Below are 17786 nucleotides of genomic sequence, written 5' to 3'. Positions count from 1 at the left end.
GGCGGCGCCCGAATCACCCCCCATTGCGCTCATGAATGCTGATCCCGCCCTTTCAAGTTTCGACGCCGCCATGCCGCTCATCGACCTGCCCGCCATGGGCGAGAGCGCCTCGGGGCGGCGCTGGCGGCTGCGCGAAGCCGATGCGGACGCCGCGGCGGCGATCGCCGGGGCCGCCGGCCTCGACCCGGTATTGGCGCGCATTCTTGCTGCAAGGGGCGTCGACGCGGAGGAGACGCAAAGCTATCTCAATCCTTCGCTGCGCGACGCGATGCCCGATCCCTTCGTTCTCAAAGATATGGAGCGCGCGGCGGCGCGGCTCGCCAGGGCCATCCGCGACGGCGAGACCATCGGCGTTTTCGGCGATTACGACGTGGACGGAACAACCGCCGCGGCGATGCTGAAGCTTTATTTCGACGCCATCGGCGTCAAATCGCTCATCTATCTGCCGGACCGCATCATGGAAGGATACGGACCGAGCGCCGCGGCGTTCAAACAGCTCCATCGGGACGGCGCGCATCTGATCGTCACCGTCGATTGCGGCGCGGCGGCGCATGAGCCGGTTGAAGAAGCCGCGAAGGACGGCGTCGACATTGTCGTCTTCGACCATCACCAGATGAGCGGCCCGCCGCCGGAAGGCGCGGCCGCTGTCGTCAACCCGAACCGCCCGGACGACGCATCGGGGCTCGGCGGGCTTTCCGCGGCCGGCGTCGTCTTCATGGGGCTGGTGGCGTTGAACCGCGCCTTGCGTGAGGACGGATTTTTCAAGGATCGCCCGGAGCCCAGCCTTCTGGGACTGCTCGATCTCGCGGCGCTCGGGCTTGTCTGCGACGTCATGCCGATCACCGGCCTCACCCGCGTGATGGTGGCGCAAGGGCTCAAAGTGCTCGGGGGCGAGGGCAATCAGGGCCTCAAGGCCTTGGGCGCGCGCGCCGGCATGAAGGGCGCGCCCTCGGCCTATCATCTCGGCTTTCTTATCGGGCCGCGCATCAATGCGGCGGGGCGCATCGGCCACGCCCGGCTCGCTTTCAAACTGATGACGACGCAGGACCCGGAAAAGCGCAAGGACCTCGTTGAGCGCCTGCATGTCCTCAACGCCGAGCGCCAGGAAATCGAGGCGGAGGTGCAGGCGGCGGCCCTGCGCGACATCGAGAGCAACCAGCGCCATGCGGACGACGTCATCGTCACGGCGGGCGAGGGCTGGCATCCGGGCGTCATCGGCATCGTCGCCGGGCGCCTGAAGGAACTTTACGACCGGCCGGTCGTGGTCATCGGCGTCGACGAAGGAACCGGCAAAGGCTCCGGCCGTTCGATCACCGGCGTCGATCTCGGCGCGGCGGTGTCGGCGGCGCGCGAAGAGGGCGTCCTCGTCGCCGGGGGCGGGCACGCCATGGCGGCGGGCCTCACCATTGACCCCGCCCGCATCGGCGATTTCCGCCGGCTTTTGAATGAACGGCTCGCCCGCGCCGTGGTGATGGCCCGCGCCAATCGCAGCCTCGAGATTGACGCCGTGGTTTCCCCAAGCGCCGTCACGAAAAGCTTCGCCGATCTGGTCGCCGCTGCTGGGCCCTACGGCCCCGGCAATCCGGAGCCGCAATTTGCGCTCACCGACTGCCGCGCCGCCTATCTGAAGACCGTGGGCAAGGGCCATCTCTCTCTGACGCTGACCAGCCAGACGGGCGAGGCGGCGCGCGCCATCGCCTTCCGGGCCGAGGGCGGGCCCTTGGGCGAAATCCTGCGGTCCGGCGGGCGGTTTCATGTCGCCGGGAAAATCCGGGCCGATGACTGGCGCGGCGGCGACGCCGGTCAACTGCAGATCACCGACGCCGCGCCGGCGCTTTAAAGTGAGGCGGTGCGCGCCTGGCGCCGTTTCCGGGGCGGCGGATAGGCGGCCCTCGAATTCCCGCAAATCCGGCCCCGTGCGGCCCGGCTCTGCGACCGGCGGAAAACTTGGCGCAGCGCGCGAAAAGGGGCTTGCATGGGTGCGGGCAGGCGCCTATACAGCGCTTCCTCGTGCGGGCCCTTCGTCTATCGGTTAGGACGCCAGGTTTTCAACCTGGAAAGAGGGGTTCGATTCCCCTAGGGCCTGCCATTTTCCATCCGAAACATTCCCGTGTTGCTTGCATCGCGCTCGCTGTGCGCGCGCGGCAAGAGGGGTGAAAACCCCATATCGTCATTGATTCCAAACCTGTTTTGCCGTCTATTAAGGGTTGTTAACCGCGTTCGGACGGAGGGGTCAGGTCCATGAGGGGAATTCTCGCAATCGCAGCCGCATTTCTCGTTATCTGTGCGCCGGTCTCGGCCATGGCGGGAAATCTTTCGAAATCCGAAATTGCGGAGACGCTTACCTCGCAGGGCTATTCGGTTCAGGATGTCGGCCCGCACACGCTTTTCGTGCGCGTCGCCGACTACGACATCCGCATCGACATCATCGGGCCCGACGGCGACATTTCCTACCGCACCTGGCTCTTTGAGGTGGATGCAAGCAGCGTCAGCTACGATGTCCTGAACCAGTTCAACAACGATGTGAAATTCGGTCGCGTTTATGTTGACGATGACGGCGATCTGACCTTGCAGATGGACCGCAACGGCGCGGGCGGCGCGTCGATCGAGAACATCGAATCCGATTTCGACGTTTTCCTGATGCTGATCAGTTCATTCATGGATCATCTTGAATCGCAGGTTGTGGCGTAAGCGGACGATTTTGATCCGCGCGCGTCACGGCGCCGTAATGTTATCTAATAACCAACGCGCACAACTGCACCGCGAAAAAATCCAAATCGCAAACTAAAATAGTGCATTTTTTGCACGAAAGGATTAGTGTTCGCGGGCGGGCGGATTATAGTTAACGAAAAAGAATATCAGTTTAGGGCGCGACAGGGGTACCAAGAGCATCATGGACGAGCGGTTTGATCCATCGCGCGGGGAGGATGATACAACCGGCGCCGAAGAAGAACGGTTCACCATTAAGGGCGTTGTGAAGTGGTTTGATCCGGCGAAAGGCTACGGGTTCATCATCACCGACGAAGCCGACGGCGACATTCTCATTCATTCAACCTGTTTGAAGGCCGCGGGCATGACGACGGCGCGCGAAGGCGCCACGGTCGAGTGCGAAGTGGTGCGCCGGGAAAAAGGCCTGCAGGCGGCGCGGCTTCTTCATATCGACGAAACGACGGCCGCCCCGTTGACGCCGGCGGCGCCGGTGCTCAATCAGACGCCGGCGGGCGAATTCGAGCGCGCCACGGTGAAATGGTTCAACCGCGCCAAGGGCTACGGCTTTCTGACGCGCGGCGACGGCACCGAGGACATCTTCGTTCATATGGAGACCCTGCGGCGTTCAGGGCTTGGCGAGCTGCAGCAGGGCGCGCGCGTGCAGGTGTCTTACGGCAAAGGCGCCAAGGGTCTTCTCGCTATTGACGTGAAAGCCGATCCTGAAAATTAAGCGCGGGCCCGTTGCAGGCGCCCATGCCGCGCCAAAGCCAATTCGCCGACAGCACTGCCATTTTCTTGTTTTCCGTATACATTCGGCTTTCGTCAGTAATTAGAAAGGCCGAGTTCCGTGGGAGATGTTTTTCCGAAAGTCCGTGTCGCCGCGTTTCATGTCGCATCGCCTTTTCTCGATCGCGACGCCTGCGTCGAGAAGTGCTGCAAGCTGATCGCCGACGCCGCAGCGGAAGGCGCAAAACTGATCGTCTTTCCGGAAACGTTCATTCCCGGCTATCCATTCTGGATATGGACGCACACGCCTGCGACGGGCGGACCTTTCTTTTTCGAACTTTTCGCCAACAGCGTTGAAGTCGACAGCGATGCGACGCGCGCCATCGGTGAAGCGGCGCGCAAAGCCGGCGCTTATGTGGTGGTCGGGGTTTCCGAGCGCGACGGCGGCACGCTGTACAACACGCTGCTGACTTTCGACGACAATGGCGACATTGTCGCGCGTCATCGCAAATTGCAGCCGACCTGTGTCGAGCGCACCGTCTGGGGGCGCGGCGACGGCTCCGGCCTGCGGGTCATCGACACGCCTTTCGGAAAGCTGGGCGGGCTGATCTGCTGGGAGCATTCGATGGATCTCGCGCGCTATGCGCTGACCAGCCAGGGCGAACAAATTCACATCGCGACCTGGCCGGCGGGCTCCGCCCTGAGCCACGACCCGAGCTCCGGCGTATTCGATGACCTTTCCGAAGCGGCGGCGCGCCATCATGCTGCGGCAGGGCAGTGTTTCGTCATCAATGTGCAATCGCGCATCGACAAGGCGACGCTGGAGCGCCTCGGCTTTGCCGACCGGCCGGAGATGATGCGCGAAGGCGGCGGCTGGAGCGCGATCATCGGCCCGTTTGGAAACATTATGGAAGGCCCGCATCGCGACGACGAAAAAATGCTCATCGCCGATCTCGATCTCGCCGACATCGTCAACTTCAAATATGTGTCCGACTCTGCGGGCCATTATGCGCGCCCCGATGTGTTGCGTCTGGCGGTCGATTATCGTGAGCAGGAGATTGCGACGTCTTTCGAGGCGGGGCCGGATACGACTGCGCCGCAAGGAGAAAGCGCCGCCTGGCCGCTGCGCCGGGACGAGACGAACGACAACGGCGAATAGGCCGGGACAAGTAAAACGGAGACGGTTCTGCGCGGATATCCAAGCGGCCGACCGGCCGCCGACCGGTCAGGTCGCCTATCGGAGGCGCGAGCATAGCGAGCTGCCGTGAGATATAAAAATGGCGACCCCGGCAGGATTCGAACCTGCGACCATCGGCTTAGAAGGCCGGTGCTCTATCCAGCTGAGCTACGGGGCCGGACCATCGTGCGCCGGCCAGTCTGGGCTGAAACAGTCTAGGCCGGAATCGTTTCAGACGCCTAACACCGCCTAATGCGTCCAGGGCTTGCGGCGTTTGAAAGAGAAATTGTCCGAATAGGCCTTTGGCTGGGGCGCGGCTTCATGCTCGGCCTCGAGGGTGAAGGGAAGGCCATGGCGCTCCGCATAAGCGACCGCCTCGTCTTTGCTGTCGAATTTCATCCGCACCTGGCCGGAGGTCGTCTCGTCGCCGCTGGTCCAGCCCATCAGCGGATCAACCCGGCGCGCCATGTCGGGCTCGAATTCCAGGACCCAGCGGGCGGTGTTGGCCTTGCCGGACTGCATGGCGTTTTTCGGCGGCTTGTAGATGCGTGCGAACATGACTCCCGTGTTCCCTTTTCTCTGACCGATGGTCGGGGCGGCAAGATTCGAACTTGCGACCCTCTGGTCCCAAACCAGATGCGCTACCAGGCTGCGCTACGCCCCGCCGATGGCCTTCAAAGCCGCTCTGATCGGTCATCTCGCGGCGGATGTAAAGGGCTTAGAGGTCAGTCCAGCGACGGAAGGGCGACAGCGTCCACATCGTCGGTGGCCGCGGCGAGCTCCATCGGGACGGTAAGCGAGCGCCGGTCCGGGGTGAGGGTGATGATCCGCGTCACAAAGCCCGCCTTGGCGAGGCGCGCCCGGCGCGGTCCGTCAAGCTTGACCTTGCAAGGGGTTTCGCATTCGCCGGCCCCGTCGATCGCGAGAAGCGCGCCGGCGGGCTCGGTGTTGACGGTCACCTGCCTTGCGCCGTCGCCAATGCCGCCAAGCGTCATGCAGCCGCTCGTCGCCAACAAGGCCGGAACAAGCGCCAGAACCGCCAAAATCCGCATACAGCCTCCCCTCAAGGGATTATTTCCGGGCCCCCGCCATGGCTATAAAGGCACGTTCGAGGTCGATTTTCAAATCCTCGATGTCCTCAAGCCCGGCGTGAAAGCGCAGGACCGGGCCCTCTTCCTTCCAGTCGGTTGCCGTGCGGTAGTTTTCGGGCTTTACGGGAATTGCGAGGCTTTCATAGCCGCCCCAGGAAAAACCGATGCCGAACAGCTTGAAGGCGTTGAAGAACGCCTTCACCGCATGGAGAGGCGCAGGCTTCAGGACCACGCCGAACAGCCCCGAGGCGCCGGTGAAATCGCGCTTCCAGACATTGTGGCCGGGGCAGGTCCGCTGCGCCGGATGCAGGATGCGCTCGACCTCGTCGCGCTTTTTCAGCCATTTGACGATCTCGCCGGCGTTTTCCTGATGGCGCTCAAGGCGCGCGGAAAGCGTGCGCATGCCGCGTAGGGCAAGATAGGCGTCATCGGCCGAAACGTTCGAGCCGAGCTGGAGGAGGGCGTAATAGATCTTTTGCGCCGTCTGCTCGTCGGCGGAGGTGAGGGTTCCGACAAGGCAGTCCGCATGACCCACCAGATATTTCGTCGCCGCCTGTAACGAGACATCGGCGCCGAGCGCGATGGGTTTGCAGAAATATCCGCCGGACCAGGTGTTGTCGACGATGAGTTTGGCGCCTTTGGCGTGCGCGGCGCGGGCGAGCGCAGGCAGATCCTGAACCTCGAAAGTGAGTGAGCCCGGCGACTCTGCGAAAATCACTTTCGTATTGGGCCGCATCAGCGCGGCGATTTCCGCTTCGCCCGCAACCGGATCGTAAAACGTCGTCTCGACGCCGAAGCGCTTCAAAAACCGCTCGCAGAATTTGCGCGTCGGATCGTAGGCGGCGTCGGTCATCAGGACATGATCGCCCGCCTCCACAAAAGCGAGAAGCGACGCGGTGCAGGCCGCGAGCCCCGAGGGCGCGAGGCGGGTTTCGAAGCCGCCTTCGAGCGCCGTCACCGCTTCCTCGAAAGCGCGATGGGTCGGCGTGCCGAGCCGGCCATAGGTGATCGACTTCGCGCCCTCCACATAGTCGTCATAGGTCGGGAAGAGATAGGTGGAGGCGCGCTCCACGGGCGTGTTCACGGGATGGGCGGGGCGGTGATGCGGGCGTCCCGCAACCGTCAGTTTTGTCTTGTCTTTCATGGAATTTTTCTAGCTGAAGTCGGACGCCGCATGAAGGCGTCTTAATCGCTTATCCCGGCGAATTCTCGGGATTGTAGCGCTCCACATAGCCGGAGCGCCGGTCTATCACCGAAAAGCCCAGCCTTTGATAAAGCGGCAGGGCCGCCGGGTGATCGAGCGTGCAGGTCTCGAGCCGCAGCGTTTCCGGCCCGTGCGACCAGGCGAGGTCGATCACATTGGCAAGGAAATAGCGCCCGAGACCGCGGCCGGTAAAGTCCGGCGTCAGGCCGAAGAATTTGAGCTCGTGTACGCGCCGGTCGCGCGCGTCGATCTCCGCCATGCCGGCCGGAACCCCGCCGGCGTAAAGCACGTATAGATAGACGTCTTCGTCCTGAATGATGGCGGCGAGCTCTTCGTCGCCGATCTTGCGCCGGCTCACCCAGTTATAAGGCGCGCCTACGAGATCGTAGAGATAGCGGTAGAAATGCACCGGCGGATTTTCCGCGCGCATGAGCGCGAGCTTCATCTTTTGGCCGGGCGGGGACAGCGGCGGAAGAGGCGTGCGCGCAGTCAGCTCCAGATAGGTGATGGTCACCGCAATCCGGTCTTGCCTCTCAGGCGTCAGCGACAACGGGGAATAACTCGTCGTCATGTCTTTCGTCTCCCCATTCGCTCCAGGAGCCGTCATAAACCGCGGCGTGGCGCGCGCCGATGGTCTCCAGCGCGAAGAACAATATAGCAGCCGTGACGCCCGATCCACAGCTCGTAATGACGCGGGCCCCGGGCTCCGCCCCGGCGTTGGCGAACAGGAGTTCGAGCTCCTCCCGGGGGCGCAACCGCCCTGAATCGTCAAGAACGAGGGCGAAGGGCAGGCAGGACGCGCCCGGCATATGGCCGGCGCGAAGGCCCGCCCGGGGCTCGCCGGCCCTGCCGGAAAAGCGTTCCTCAGACCGCGCATCGAGCACGACCGCGCCCTCGGCGAGGGCGGCGCGCACATCTTCAGCGTCGGCGAAATAATGCGGTTTCGGCTCGGTCTTGTATGTCGTCCGTGTCAGGACGGTTTCGTCGGCCGTGACCGGCTTTCCTTCCTGCAGCCATTTCGGCAGGCCGCCGTCGAGCACGGCGACATTCTCATGGCCCATGACGCGGAAAGTCCACCACACGCGGGCCGCGGAAAAGAGCCCTTTTTCGTCATAGACGACGATGCGGTCGTTCTCGCTGATCCCCATGTCGCTGACCGCCGCTTCGAATTGCTCCGGTTCGGGCAGCATGTGGGGAAGATCGGTGGATGCGTCGGCGACGGCGTCGATGTCGAAAAAGACGGCGCCCGGAATATGTTGCGCCTTGTAATTTTCAATCGCAGGCGGCTCGCCCGGCATGCGCCAGGACCCGTCGATGATTTTAAGGTCTTTCTCGCCGAGATTCTCAGCGAGCCAGTCGGTGGAGACGAGGGGGCCGAAGGTCATGTGCGCCGCTTTCGCGTGATTTCACATCACGATTTATCTTCTCCTTGAGGAGAGGTCAAAAAGCGCGCCTTTGGCCCTTATCAGGATATCAGCTCAGCCAAGCCGGCGTCGGGAGGCTCTTTTCCCGGAGAAATTCGGGATTGTAGAGCTTCGAAGCGTAACGGTGGCCGTAATCGCAGAGGACGGTGACGACGGTGTGGCCGGGGCCGAGCTCCTTGGCGAGACGGATCGCGCCGCAGATATTGATGCCTGAGGAACCGCCGAGGCACAGGCCTTCCTCCATGACGAGCTTGAACAGAACATCGAGCATGTCCGCGTCGTCGATGCGGAAGCCGTCATCGATGGGCGCGCCTTCGAGATTGGCGGTGATGCGGCCCTGGCCGATGCCTTCTGTGATCGATCCGCCTTCGGTCTCGTCCTTGCCGAATTTGATCAGGGAGTAGATTTTCGAACCGCCAGGATCGCTGACGGCGGTCTTGATCTCCTTGTTGCGCTCTTTCAGCGCCATGGAAACGCCGGCGAGCGTGCCGCCGGTGCCGACGGCGCAGGTGAAGCCGTCGACCTTGCCGTCGGTCTGCTTCCAGATTTCGGGGCCGGTGGTGGCGATATGAAAATCGCGGTTCGCGACATTGTCGAACTGGTTCGCCCAGATCGCCCCGTTCTCTTCGGTTTCCGCGAGTTCCTCGGCGAGGCGGCGCGAATAGTGAACATAGTTATTGGGATTGGCGTAAGGCACCGCATCGACTTCGATGAGCTCGGCGCCGTGAAGCCTGAGGGCGATCTTCTTCTCTTCGCTCTGGGTGCGCGGGATGACGATCTTGGTCTTGTAGCCGAGCGCCGCGCCGACCATGGCGAGGCCGATGCCGGTATTGCCGGCCGTGCCTTCGACGATGACGCCGCCGGGCTTCAGAACGCCCCGCTTTTCCGCATCGCGGATGATGCCGAGCGCCGCCCGGTCCTTCACCGACTGGCCGGGGTTCAAAAACTCCGCCTTGCCGAGAATGGTGCAGCCTGTCTCCTCCGAGGCGCGTTTCAGCTTGATGAGCGGCGTGTTGCCGATGAGGTCGAGCATCTCTTGATAGGCGGTCATGGAAATCGGTACTCCGAAAGGCGGTCTTTTATAGATCAATTTGGGCGCAACTTGCCCCGTCCTCGCGGGAGATTGAAGGCATAATTTCTAACAAGCGTGATGAGATATTGTGGGGAGGAGATGCTCATTAACCGCACCGCTTTTCCTCCCCCGCATGCGGGGGAGGTGTCGAGCGCAGCGAGACGGAGGGGGTGAGCCCCATCCCCGGCTTCGCCGGGACTTCCCCGCAAGCGGGGGAAGAGGGAGAATTACGCGCGATCCTTCGCCGTCTTATCCAGCGCCTTCGCCTCATTCCAGACCGCTTCCATATCATCGAGCGACGCATCGGCGAGGCTTTCGCCGCGCGCGGAAAACGTCTTCTCAATATGTTTAAAGCGGCGGATGAATTTCTCGTTGGCGCGGCGCAGCGCGCTTTCGGGATCGATGTCGAGATGGCGTGAGAGATTGGCGAGCACGAAGAGAAGATCGCCGAACTCTTCCTCGATATGATCCTTGTCGGCGTTCGCCATCGCCTCGGTGAGCTCTTCTGTTTCCTCGGCGATCTTGTCGAGCACGGAACGCGCATCCGACCAGTCGAAACCGACGCGTCCTGCGCGCTTTTGCAGCTTCACGGCGCGGGTGAGGCCGGGCAGGCCCGCGGGCACATCGTCAAGCAGGCCGTCCTTGCCCTTGGCTTTCCGCTCTTCCGCTTTCTGCACTTCCCAGGCCGCGGTCTGCTCCTCGGATGACCGCATATCGTCCTCGCCGAAGACATGGGGGTGACGGCGGATCATTTTCTCGGCGATAGCCTCGGCGACATCGCCGAACGTAAAGAGACCTTCCTCCTTCGCCATCTGGGCGTGGAAGACCGACTGGAAGAGGAGATCGCCGAGCTCTTCCTTCAGCCCCGCCATATCGCCCCGCTCGATGGCGTCCGCGACCTCATAGGCCTCCTCGACCGTATAGGGCGCGATGGTCCGGAAATTCTGCTCCAGATCCCAGGGACAGCCGCCTTCTGGCGACCTCAATCGGGCCATCACCTCCAAAAGGGCGTCGATCTTGCGGGCGTCCTCGGAAGGGTTTTGAGAGGAAACTTCATCGGTCATGGGCGCGGCTTTCCGGTCTGACTACGGACAGGGCGAAATCTGCTCCTTCCGCCCGGATTAGAGAACATTCCCGCCAAACGCCACCATGGACCGGTCCGAATGTCGGACAACGCTTGCAATTGCGGCGTGGCTCAGCCATTCAGACGGCCTTCAAAACAGTAGAAGGAACGACCCTCATGCCTATCCAGGAAGCCAAATATATCTGGCGCAACGGTGAAATGATCCCCTGGGCCGAGGCGACAACCCACGTAATGACCCATGGTCTCCATTACGGGACCTCGGTGTTCGAAGGGATGCGCGCCTACAACACAAAGCATAAGGGCGTATGCGTATTCCGGAACCGCGAACATATCGAGCGCCTGTTCTTCTCCGCCAGCGTTTACCGCATCGATCTGTCGAAATACTCCGTCGAGGAGATCATGCAGGTCTGCAAGGACGTGGTCGCCAAGAACGATCTTGAAAGCGCCTATATCCGTCCCGTCGCCTTTCTCGGCTATGGCGAGATGGGCCCGGCTGCTTTCGACGCGCCGACCGATTTCGCGATCGCAGCGTTCCCCTGGGGCGCCTATCTTGGCGAGGAAGGCCTGAAGAACGGCATCGACGTGGCGTTCTCCAGCTGGCGGCGCAATGCGCCGGGCACGACCCCGGCGGGCGTCAAGGCCGGCGGCAATTATCTCTCGAGCCGGCTCGTCTCGCAGGAAGCCAAGCTTTCCGGTTTTGCGGAAGGGCTGGGGCTCGCCCATGACGGCACGGTGTCGGAAGGCGCCGGCGAAAACATCTTCATCGTGATGAACGGCAAAATCTACACGCCGACGGCGGCGTCCTCGATCCTCGCCGGCATCACCCGCGACACGGTGATCACGCTGGCGAAGAAAGCCGGTTACGAAGTCGTGGAGCAGTCGATCCCCCGCGAGATGCTGTACGCGGCGGACGAGGTGTTCCTGACGGGCACGGCGGCGGAAATCACCCCGGTGCGCTCCATCGACCGGCTGCCGGTTGGCAAAGGCAATCGTCCGGCCACGTCGCAGATCCAGGATATGTTCTTCGGCATCTTCTCCGGCGAAACCGAAGACGAATGGGGCTGGCTCGACCCGGTGGCGTAAGGCCGGCGGAGAAACTTCACGCTCTATTTCAGATAAGAAAAACGGCGGATGCGGTTAATCGCGTCCGCCTTTTTTATTCTTCAACCTGCGGATCAAGCCGCAGCGCATCCATCATCACGTGGAAGATGTAATTCTGCTCGACGACGCCCGAGAAGAGCCAGGCGTCCGGGCCTGAGGCGTAGATGGTGACGTCCTGGCCGCCATGGGTTTCGGAGCCTGTCGGCACCAATGATGGCTGAAGATATTCGAGATCCTCGACCTCTTCCTCATCGCCGATAGGCCGTTCGCGATGATCGACGCCCTTGTGATAGACCGAGCCCGGTCCGTTGGCGTAGCCGAGCGTTGTATAGGGTTTTCCATCTGCGGCGAGCATGAGTTTGCTTTCGCCCCCGTCGCTGACATAACGCACCAGGCCGAGAATATCGTTGCCCTTCGCCGGATAGCCCGCAAAGGTGAGCGTATGGCCATGATCGGCCGTGGCGATGATCAGCGTGTCTTCGGGGCTTGTCATCTCGCGGGCTGCTGCGACGGCCTGGCTATATTCCTGCGCATCGATGAGCGCGCGCGCGGCGTTGCCCATGTGGTGCGCATGATCGACGCGTCCTGCTTCGACCATCAGGACGAAGCCGTCATCGTCGCGCGAGAGAATTTGGATCGCTTTGCGGGTCATGTCTTCGAGCGAGGGCTCGCCCGCCTTGTCGCTTTCGCGGTCGGCTTCATAGTTCATATGCGATATTTCAAAGAGGCCGAGCACGCGCGGATCGCTTTCCGGATCGACAGCGTCGAATTGCTCCTTGTTCCAGACAAAGGCGTGATGGTCGGATTTCGAGACCCATTCGGCGGCGAGGTTGCGCCCGTCCTTGCGTCCGCCCGTGCGATCCGCGTCTTCCGGGTCTTTGGCGTCCTCGGGCAGGAAGTTGGCGCGCCCGCCGCCCATGGCGAAATCGACGCCGTCGCCATAAGGAAAGTCGATAAGCTGGCTCGCAATGTCGCGGCAGCCTGCCTCGAACGCGCCTTCGGGCAAATCCGTGTCGCGCTCCCAATCGCGGTCGGGAACATGGGCGTAAGTCGCCGCCGGCGTCGCATGGGTGAGGCGGGCGGTCGAAATCACGCCCGTCGAAAGCCCCGCCTGTTCCGCGATCTCCACAAAGGTCGGCGCGTGTGCGGAAAGGCTCGCTGCGCAATCGCTGCGCGGGACTTCTTTTTTGACCGAGATATGTCCGATACGGGTTTTGTAGCCTGTCGCCATGGCGCTCATGGTTCCGGCGGAATCCGGCACTTGCATGTCGGTGTTGTAGGTTTTCGACATGGCGAGGTTCGGAAAACGCTCGAAGGAGAGGAGATTTTCCTCGCCTTCCTCGCCCCGGGACTGGCCGTCATAGATGCGCGCGGCGGCGACGGTGGTCGGGTCCATGCCGTCGGCGATGAAGAGGATGACGTTTTTCGCTCTGGTCTTGACCGGTTTGACGGTCTTCCTTTGGGCGAGAGTCGCCTGTGCGCCGTCGAACCAGGCGTCGCCGGTGGCGGCGGCCTTCGGCGCCGTTTCTGTCATCGGCGCGCTTGTACAGGCGGCGAGCCCCGCGCCCATCAGCAGCGCTGCATAAATTTTCATGGATTTCATTCCCGTCATGATTTCACTCGCATTCTATCTGCCGCGCTCATGCGACAGAATTATGTAGGCGTCTAACAGCCGCCGTCCGGCGAACAGGCGGCGCTGCCCGGCGTTCGCTCGTCGGCATAGCCATAGGCCCAGCCGTCTCGCCAGAGAAGCGTCTGCGGCGTGGCGTGCCAGTCGAACGGCTCCAGCGTGTGCCCCTTCGCCTCCAAAAGACGGATCGTATCGGCGCTGAGCCCCGGCTCATAGAGGATTTCGTCGGGCAGCCATTGGTGGTGGATGCGCGGATGGTCCGTGGCGTCGGCGACATTCATGCCGCGATCGATGACATTGACGATCACCTGCAGGACGGCGGTGATGATGCGCGAACCGCCTTGCGCGCCGGTTGCGAGATAGGGCTCGCCGTCCTTGAAGACGAGCGTCGGCGTCATGGAGGAGAGGGGGCGCTTGCCCGCGGCGATGGCGTTTTTCTCGTCGCCGACGAGACCGTAATAATTGGGAACGCCCGGCGCGGCGGAAAAATCGTCCATCTCGTTGTTCATCAGAACGCCCGTTCCCGGGATGACGATGCCCGAGCCGAAGCTGGCGTTCAGCGTATAAGTATTGGCGACCATGTTCCCCTCAGCGTCGATGACGGAAAGATGCGTCGTATCGGCGCTCTCGTAAGGATAAGGATCGCCGGCGCCGATCTTGGAGGACGGCGTCGCGCTGTCCGGATCGATGGCCGCGGCGAGATCGTGGGCGTAAGTCTTCGAGGTCAGCCCCTCGACCGGGACGTCGACATAATCCGGATCGCCGAGATGCTCGGCGCGATCCGCATAGGCCCGGCGCATGACCTCGGCGAGGAAGTGCAGGGTCTCCGCATCGTCGCTCTGGCCGCTTCTGGGCGCGCGCGTTTCCAGCATGTTGAGCATCTCGATCAAATGAACGCCGCCGGAGCTCGGCGGCGGCATGGAGACGATGTCATAGCCGCGATACGTCCCGCGCACGGGGTCGCGCTCCGTCACTTCGTAGTTTTCAAGATCGTCATGGCTGATCAGCCCGCCATGATTGGGCATGTCCGCGACAATCGCATCCGCGACCCAGCCCTTGTAAAAGCCGTCGCGGCCTTTCTTTGAAATTGCCTTCAGCGTCTTCGCAAGGTCCTTGCGCTTGAAAGTTTCGCCGGGAAGGTAAGCCGCGCCGTCCGGTTTGAAGAACTCGGCGAGCGCCGCCTCGTTGCGCGTCAGCCGCGAACGGTAGGCTTCGACCCGCGCCGTATCGTAATAGCGCAGGGGATAGCCTTTCTCCGCCAGCCGGATCGCCGGCGCCATCACGTCTTTTCGCGAAAGCCTGCCGTATTTCTCCTGCGCATAAAGCAGGCCGGCCACTGTCCCTGGCACGCCTGCGCCCTTGAGCGTTTTCATGATGTCCGCGCGAACGACCTCGCCCTCTTTGTCGAGATACATGTCGCGATCCGCCGCGCCCGGCGCCATTTCGCGATAATCGACGGCGACAACGCGGTCTTCATCGGCGAGATAAACCATCATGAAGCCGCCGCCGCCGAGATTGCCCGCGGCCGGATAGGTGACGGCAAGGGCGAAAGCGGTTGCAACAGCCGCGTCGACAGCGTTGCCGCCCTGCGCCAGGATGTCGGCGCCGATTTCCGTCGCGCGCTGCTCTTCGGCGACGACCATGCCTTCGCGCCCCGCATTTGGGCTGTGGACCGCATTGGGGAGGGGCGGAACCTCTTGAGCAAAAGCGAACGCAAAGCTGGCGGAAAGACTGACGGCGAGGGCGGCGATCAGGGCGCAAAGTCGGTGAAGCATGCAGTCCTTTCCGGGCGTGGCGGGCTTTCCCCTGTTTTATAGGCTGGTTCCGCCGCCAAAAACCATGGCAGTATCGCGCCAATCGGCATTAGACCGGAATTGAGGGTCGGGGCGGAGCATGTTGAAAATATTGAAGTTTGGCGGTCTGGCCCTGCTTGTCATTCTGGCGGGCGCGGCGCTTTACCTCAAAACCCCGGCCCCCGCGCCCTTCGACGCCGCCGCCGCGCGCGAGGCGGCGAAGGCTTTCGACGCCCGCATCATCCGCGACGCCTTTGGCGTGCCCCACATCTATGGCGCGCGCGACGCCGATGTCGCCTTCGGTCTCGCTTACGCCCATGCCGAAGACGACTGGAAGACCATCGAGACCGTAATCCTCTTTTCCCGCGGCGATCTCGCCCGGCGCGACGGCGAAGACGCGGCGGTCACCGACTACCTGATCCGCGCCATGGGGGCGGGCGACGACATCGCCGAACGCTATGAAACCGATCTTGTGGCGCGAACGCGCGCGCTCGCTGAAGCCTATGCGGCGGGGATTAATTTCTATTGCGCCGAAGACCGTGCGCGCTGCACCCGCGATGCGTTACCCGTCAAAGGCGAGGATGTGGTCGCCGGGTTCGCGGCGCGTCAGCCCTTTTTCTACGGCCTCGACAACCACCTCAAAAAGCTTTTCGACGGCGAGGTCGATATTGAAGAGCGCGCAGCGACGGCGCGCGAAGCCTTTCTGAAAGTCCCGGCGGGGTTTGAGACCGGCTCCAACGCCATCGCCGTCGCGCCGGTGCGCAGCGCCGACGGCCATACGCGGCTGATGGTGAATTCGCACCAGCCCTATACGGGCCCTGTCGCCTGGTACGAGGCGCGGGTGAAGTCCGAAGAAGGCTGGGACATGATCGGCGGAATTTTTCCGGGCTCGCCGGTCATCCTGCACGGCGCCGGCCCCGATCTTGGCTGGGCCTTCACCGTCAACAAGCCCGATCTCGTCGACGCCTATAAGCTGGAGGTCGACGATCCGAAAAAGCCGTCCATGTACCGTTTCGACGGCGGCTGGCGCGAGTTCGATGTGAAGGAGATCAAGTTCCGGGTGAAGTTATGGGGGCCGTTCAGCCTGCCCGTGACGCGCCGGGCTTTAACTTCCGTTCACGGACCGGTTTTTGAAACCGACAAGGGGTGGTTTGCGGTTTCTTATGCGGGCAGGGGAGAGATCCGCGCCCTCGAACAATATTACCGCATGAACCGCGCAAGCGATTATGCCGAATGGCGCGCAGCGATGGAGATGCTGGCGCTCCCCAGCCTCAACGCAGTTTACGCCGACGGCGACGGCGTCATCGCCTATTATTACAATGCGGCGATCCCGAAACGCGCGGCGGGGCCCGACTGGTCGAAAGCGCAGGACGGGTCCGATCCGGCGCTTGTCTGGGCGGGCAAGCGCACCCTTAATGACGTGCCGCAGGTGGTGATGCCGCTATCGGGCTATGTGGTGAACGCCAATCACACGCCGTTTCAATCGTCGGGACCGGAAGACAATCCCGATCCGGCGGATTTTCCGCCTCATTATGGCGTCGATCGGCGCACCACCAATCGCGGCCTTCGCGAACAGGCGCTTTACGGCGGCGATCCATCCATCACATCGGAAGACTTCGTCGCCTACAAGATAGATCATGTTTACGCCGAAAACTCCCGCGTCATGGAGCTGGTGCGCGACCTCGCCGCCGGCGATGCGGCGGATCTCGAAGAAGAGCGGGCCGTGCTCGCCGCCTGGGACGGCGCGGTGACGAAAGACAGCCGGTCTGCAGCGCTGGCGGTTTTGACGGCGCAGCGGGCGCGGGGGACGCTCCTTAATGACGAGGACGTCGAGACGCCGGATTACGAGACGGCGCTGCGGGACATTTCGGCGGAGCTGAAAGAGAAATTCGGACGCATCGACCCCACATGGGGCGAGGCCGTGCGCCTGAAGCGGGGCGATCTTTCGCTGCCTTTGAATGGCGGGCCGGACACGCTGCGCGCGGTCTATCCCGAGCGCGACGGCGAGGGACCGTTAAAAGCTGTCGGCGGCGACACATATATTCTCTATGCGGATTGGTCCGGCGCGCGGGATGTTGAAATCAAGACGATCCACCAGTTCGGCTCGGCGACGCTCGACGAGACATCGCCCCATTACGCCGACCAGGCGCCGATCTTCGCTGCGGAAGAATGGAAGGAGCCGCCTATGGAGCTGGAGGCGCTGTTCGAAGAAGCGACGCGAGATTATAGGGTGGGCGGCGAATAACCATGAGCAACACCGCCGAGTTGCGCGCCGACTGCACGCGATGCGCCGCCCTTTGCTGCATGGCGCCCGCTTTCGACAAATCCGAGTCCTTCGCCATCGACAAACCGGCGAGCACGCCCTGTCCGAAGCTTTCATCCTCCGGCGCCTGCACGATTCACGAAAAGCGAGAGGAGCTCGGCTTTAGCGGCTGCATTGTCTATGAGTGTCTCGGCGCCGGGCAGCGGGTGACGCAGGAGGTGTTTGAAGGGCGCAGCTGGCTCGAAGAGCCCGCTCTGAAAGATCGGATGACGCGCGCTTTTTTGGCCATGCGCAAGATCCACGAGCTTCTGGCGATGCTGGCGGCGGCGGAAGCGCTGCCGCTTGACGAGGAGGAGCGTCAGAGGATGGCGGATTTGCAGGCCGACTTAAATCCGCCGGAGGGCTGGAGCGAGGAGGCGCTGGCCCGCGCGCCGATCGAAGAGATGACAGCGCGGACAAATATGTTTCTGCGGTCCTTGCGAAAGCATGTCGGCGCCGGTTCGGCGCCGTAA

At 62.7% G+C, this 17786-nt stretch carries 16 protein-coding genes and 3 tRNA genes; 8 read left to right on the top strand and 11 right to left on the bottom strand.

What is annotated here, in order from left to right; translation table 11 throughout:
* The first annotated feature begins 31 nt into the window (after window positions 1-31).
* The 5 genes from recJ to CW354_RS14435 all read left to right on the top strand — a co-directional run bounded on the left by recJ (window position 32) and on the right by CW354_RS14435 (window position 4594).
* On the top strand, window positions 32-1840 hold the full coding sequence (gene recJ, locus CW354_RS14455) for a single-stranded-DNA-specific exonuclease RecJ (RefSeq protein ID WP_104831074.1): 1809 nt from the start codon (window positions 32-34) through the stop codon (window positions 1838-1840).
* Between the two features lie 174 nt (window positions 1841-2014).
* Window positions 2015-2089: transfer RNA gene (locus tag CW354_RS14450), tRNA-Glu, on the top strand.
* Window positions 2090-2241: 152 nt separating this feature from the next.
* Window positions 2242-2691, top strand: a complete 450-nt coding sequence (locus tag CW354_RS14445; RefSeq protein ID WP_104830811.1) for a YbjN domain-containing protein — start codon at window positions 2242-2244, stop codon at window positions 2689-2691.
* 202 nt (window positions 2692-2893) lie between these two features.
* On the top strand, window positions 2894-3439 hold the full coding sequence (locus tag CW354_RS14440; protein ID WP_104830810.1) for a cold-shock protein: 546 nt from the start codon (window positions 2894-2896) through the stop codon (window positions 3437-3439).
* 117 nt (window positions 3440-3556) lie between these two features.
* Window positions 3557-4594, top strand: coding sequence for a carbon-nitrogen hydrolase family protein (locus CW354_RS14435; protein ID WP_104830809.1), 1038 nt, complete (start codon window positions 3557-3559; stop codon window positions 4592-4594).
* Between the two features lie 119 nt (window positions 4595-4713).
* Here CW354_RS14435 and CW354_RS14430 read toward each other — a convergent pair.
* The 9 genes from CW354_RS14430 to mazG form a co-directional block, all read right to left on the bottom strand.
* Window positions 4714-4790: transfer RNA gene (locus CW354_RS14430), tRNA-Arg, on the bottom strand.
* Window positions 4791-4861: 71 nt separating this feature from the next.
* The gene (locus CW354_RS14425; RefSeq protein ID WP_104830808.1) at window positions 4862-5170 is read right to left on the bottom strand and encodes an ETC complex I subunit; all 309 of its coding nucleotides are present in this window, start codon (window positions 5168-5170) and stop codon (window positions 4862-4864) included.
* A 29-nt stretch (window positions 5171-5199) separates the two neighbouring features.
* Window positions 5200-5276, bottom strand: a tRNA-Pro gene (locus CW354_RS14420).
* Between the two features lie 61 nt (window positions 5277-5337).
* Window positions 5338-5664, bottom strand: a complete 327-nt coding sequence (locus CW354_RS14415; protein ID WP_104830807.1) for a PEGA domain-containing protein — start codon at window positions 5662-5664, stop codon at window positions 5338-5340.
* Window positions 5665-5683: 19 nt separating this feature from the next.
* Window positions 5684-6847 carry a cystathionine beta-lyase gene (metC, locus tag CW354_RS14410; RefSeq protein WP_104830806.1) on the bottom strand — a complete coding sequence of 388 codons (1164 nt, stop codon included), beginning with the start codon at window positions 6845-6847 and terminating at the stop codon, window positions 5684-5686.
* Between the two features lie 49 nt (window positions 6848-6896).
* Window positions 6897-7478 (bottom strand): GNAT family N-acetyltransferase, encoded by a 582-nt coding sequence (locus CW354_RS14405; protein ID WP_165793732.1) that lies wholly within the window; start codon window positions 7476-7478, stop codon window positions 6897-6899.
* Window positions 7441-8292 carry a 3-mercaptopyruvate sulfurtransferase gene (sseA, locus tag CW354_RS14400; protein ID WP_104830804.1) on the bottom strand — a complete coding sequence of 284 codons (852 nt, stop codon included), beginning with the start codon at window positions 8290-8292 and terminating at the stop codon, window positions 7441-7443. Before sseA ends, CW354_RS14405 begins: the two co-directional genes overlap by 38 nt.
* A gap of 88 nt (window positions 8293-8380) precedes the next feature.
* Window positions 8381-9382, bottom strand: a complete 1002-nt coding sequence (locus CW354_RS14395) for a cysteine synthase A (protein ID WP_104830803.1) — start codon at window positions 9380-9382, stop codon at window positions 8381-8383.
* 248 nt (window positions 9383-9630) lie between these two features.
* Window positions 9631-10467 (bottom strand): nucleoside triphosphate pyrophosphohydrolase, encoded by an 837-nt coding sequence (gene mazG / locus CW354_RS14390; protein WP_104830802.1) that lies wholly within the window; start codon window positions 10465-10467, stop codon window positions 9631-9633.
* A 176-nt stretch (window positions 10468-10643) separates the two neighbouring features.
* Here mazG and CW354_RS14385 point away from each other — a divergent pair, with 176 nt between their 5' ends.
* A complete protein-coding gene (locus CW354_RS14385) occupies window positions 10644-11570 on the top strand; it encodes a branched-chain amino acid transaminase (RefSeq protein ID WP_104830801.1) in 927 nt (308 codons plus the stop codon).
* Window positions 11571-11643: 73 nt separating this feature from the next.
* On the opposite strand, the gene CW354_RS14380 is transcribed toward CW354_RS14385, so the two are convergent.
* Both CW354_RS14380 and ggt read right to left on the bottom strand, forming a co-directional pair.
* On the bottom strand, window positions 11644-13191 hold the full coding sequence (locus CW354_RS14380; RefSeq protein WP_104830800.1) for an alkaline phosphatase family protein: 1548 nt from the start codon (window positions 13189-13191) through the stop codon (window positions 11644-11646).
* A 62-nt stretch (window positions 13192-13253) separates the two neighbouring features.
* Window positions 13254-14993 (bottom strand): gamma-glutamyltransferase, encoded by a 1740-nt coding sequence (gene ggt, locus CW354_RS14375; protein ID WP_104830799.1) that lies wholly within the window; start codon window positions 14991-14993, stop codon window positions 13254-13256.
* Window positions 14994-15111: 118 nt separating this feature from the next.
* On the opposite strand from ggt, the gene CW354_RS14370 reads away from it, so the two are divergent.
* Together CW354_RS14370 and CW354_RS14365 are read left to right on the top strand one after the other, a co-directional pair.
* On the top strand, window positions 15112-17256 hold the full coding sequence (locus CW354_RS14370; protein ID WP_104830798.1) for a penicillin acylase family protein: 2145 nt from the start codon (window positions 15112-15114) through the stop codon (window positions 17254-17256).
* A gap of 2 nt (window positions 17257-17258) precedes the next feature.
* On the top strand, window positions 17259-17786 hold the full coding sequence (locus CW354_RS14365) for a hypothetical protein (protein ID WP_104830797.1): 528 nt from the start codon (window positions 17259-17261) through the stop codon (window positions 17784-17786).

The sequence above is a fragment of the Hyphococcus luteus genome (genome assembly GCF_002943565.1).
In the GTDB taxonomy this organism is placed as follows: Bacteria; Pseudomonadota; Alphaproteobacteria; order Caulobacterales; family Parvularculaceae; genus Hyphococcus; species Hyphococcus luteus.
Note: the sequence above shows the minus strand (reverse complement) of the source record. Positions and strands in the feature narration are given on the sequence as shown.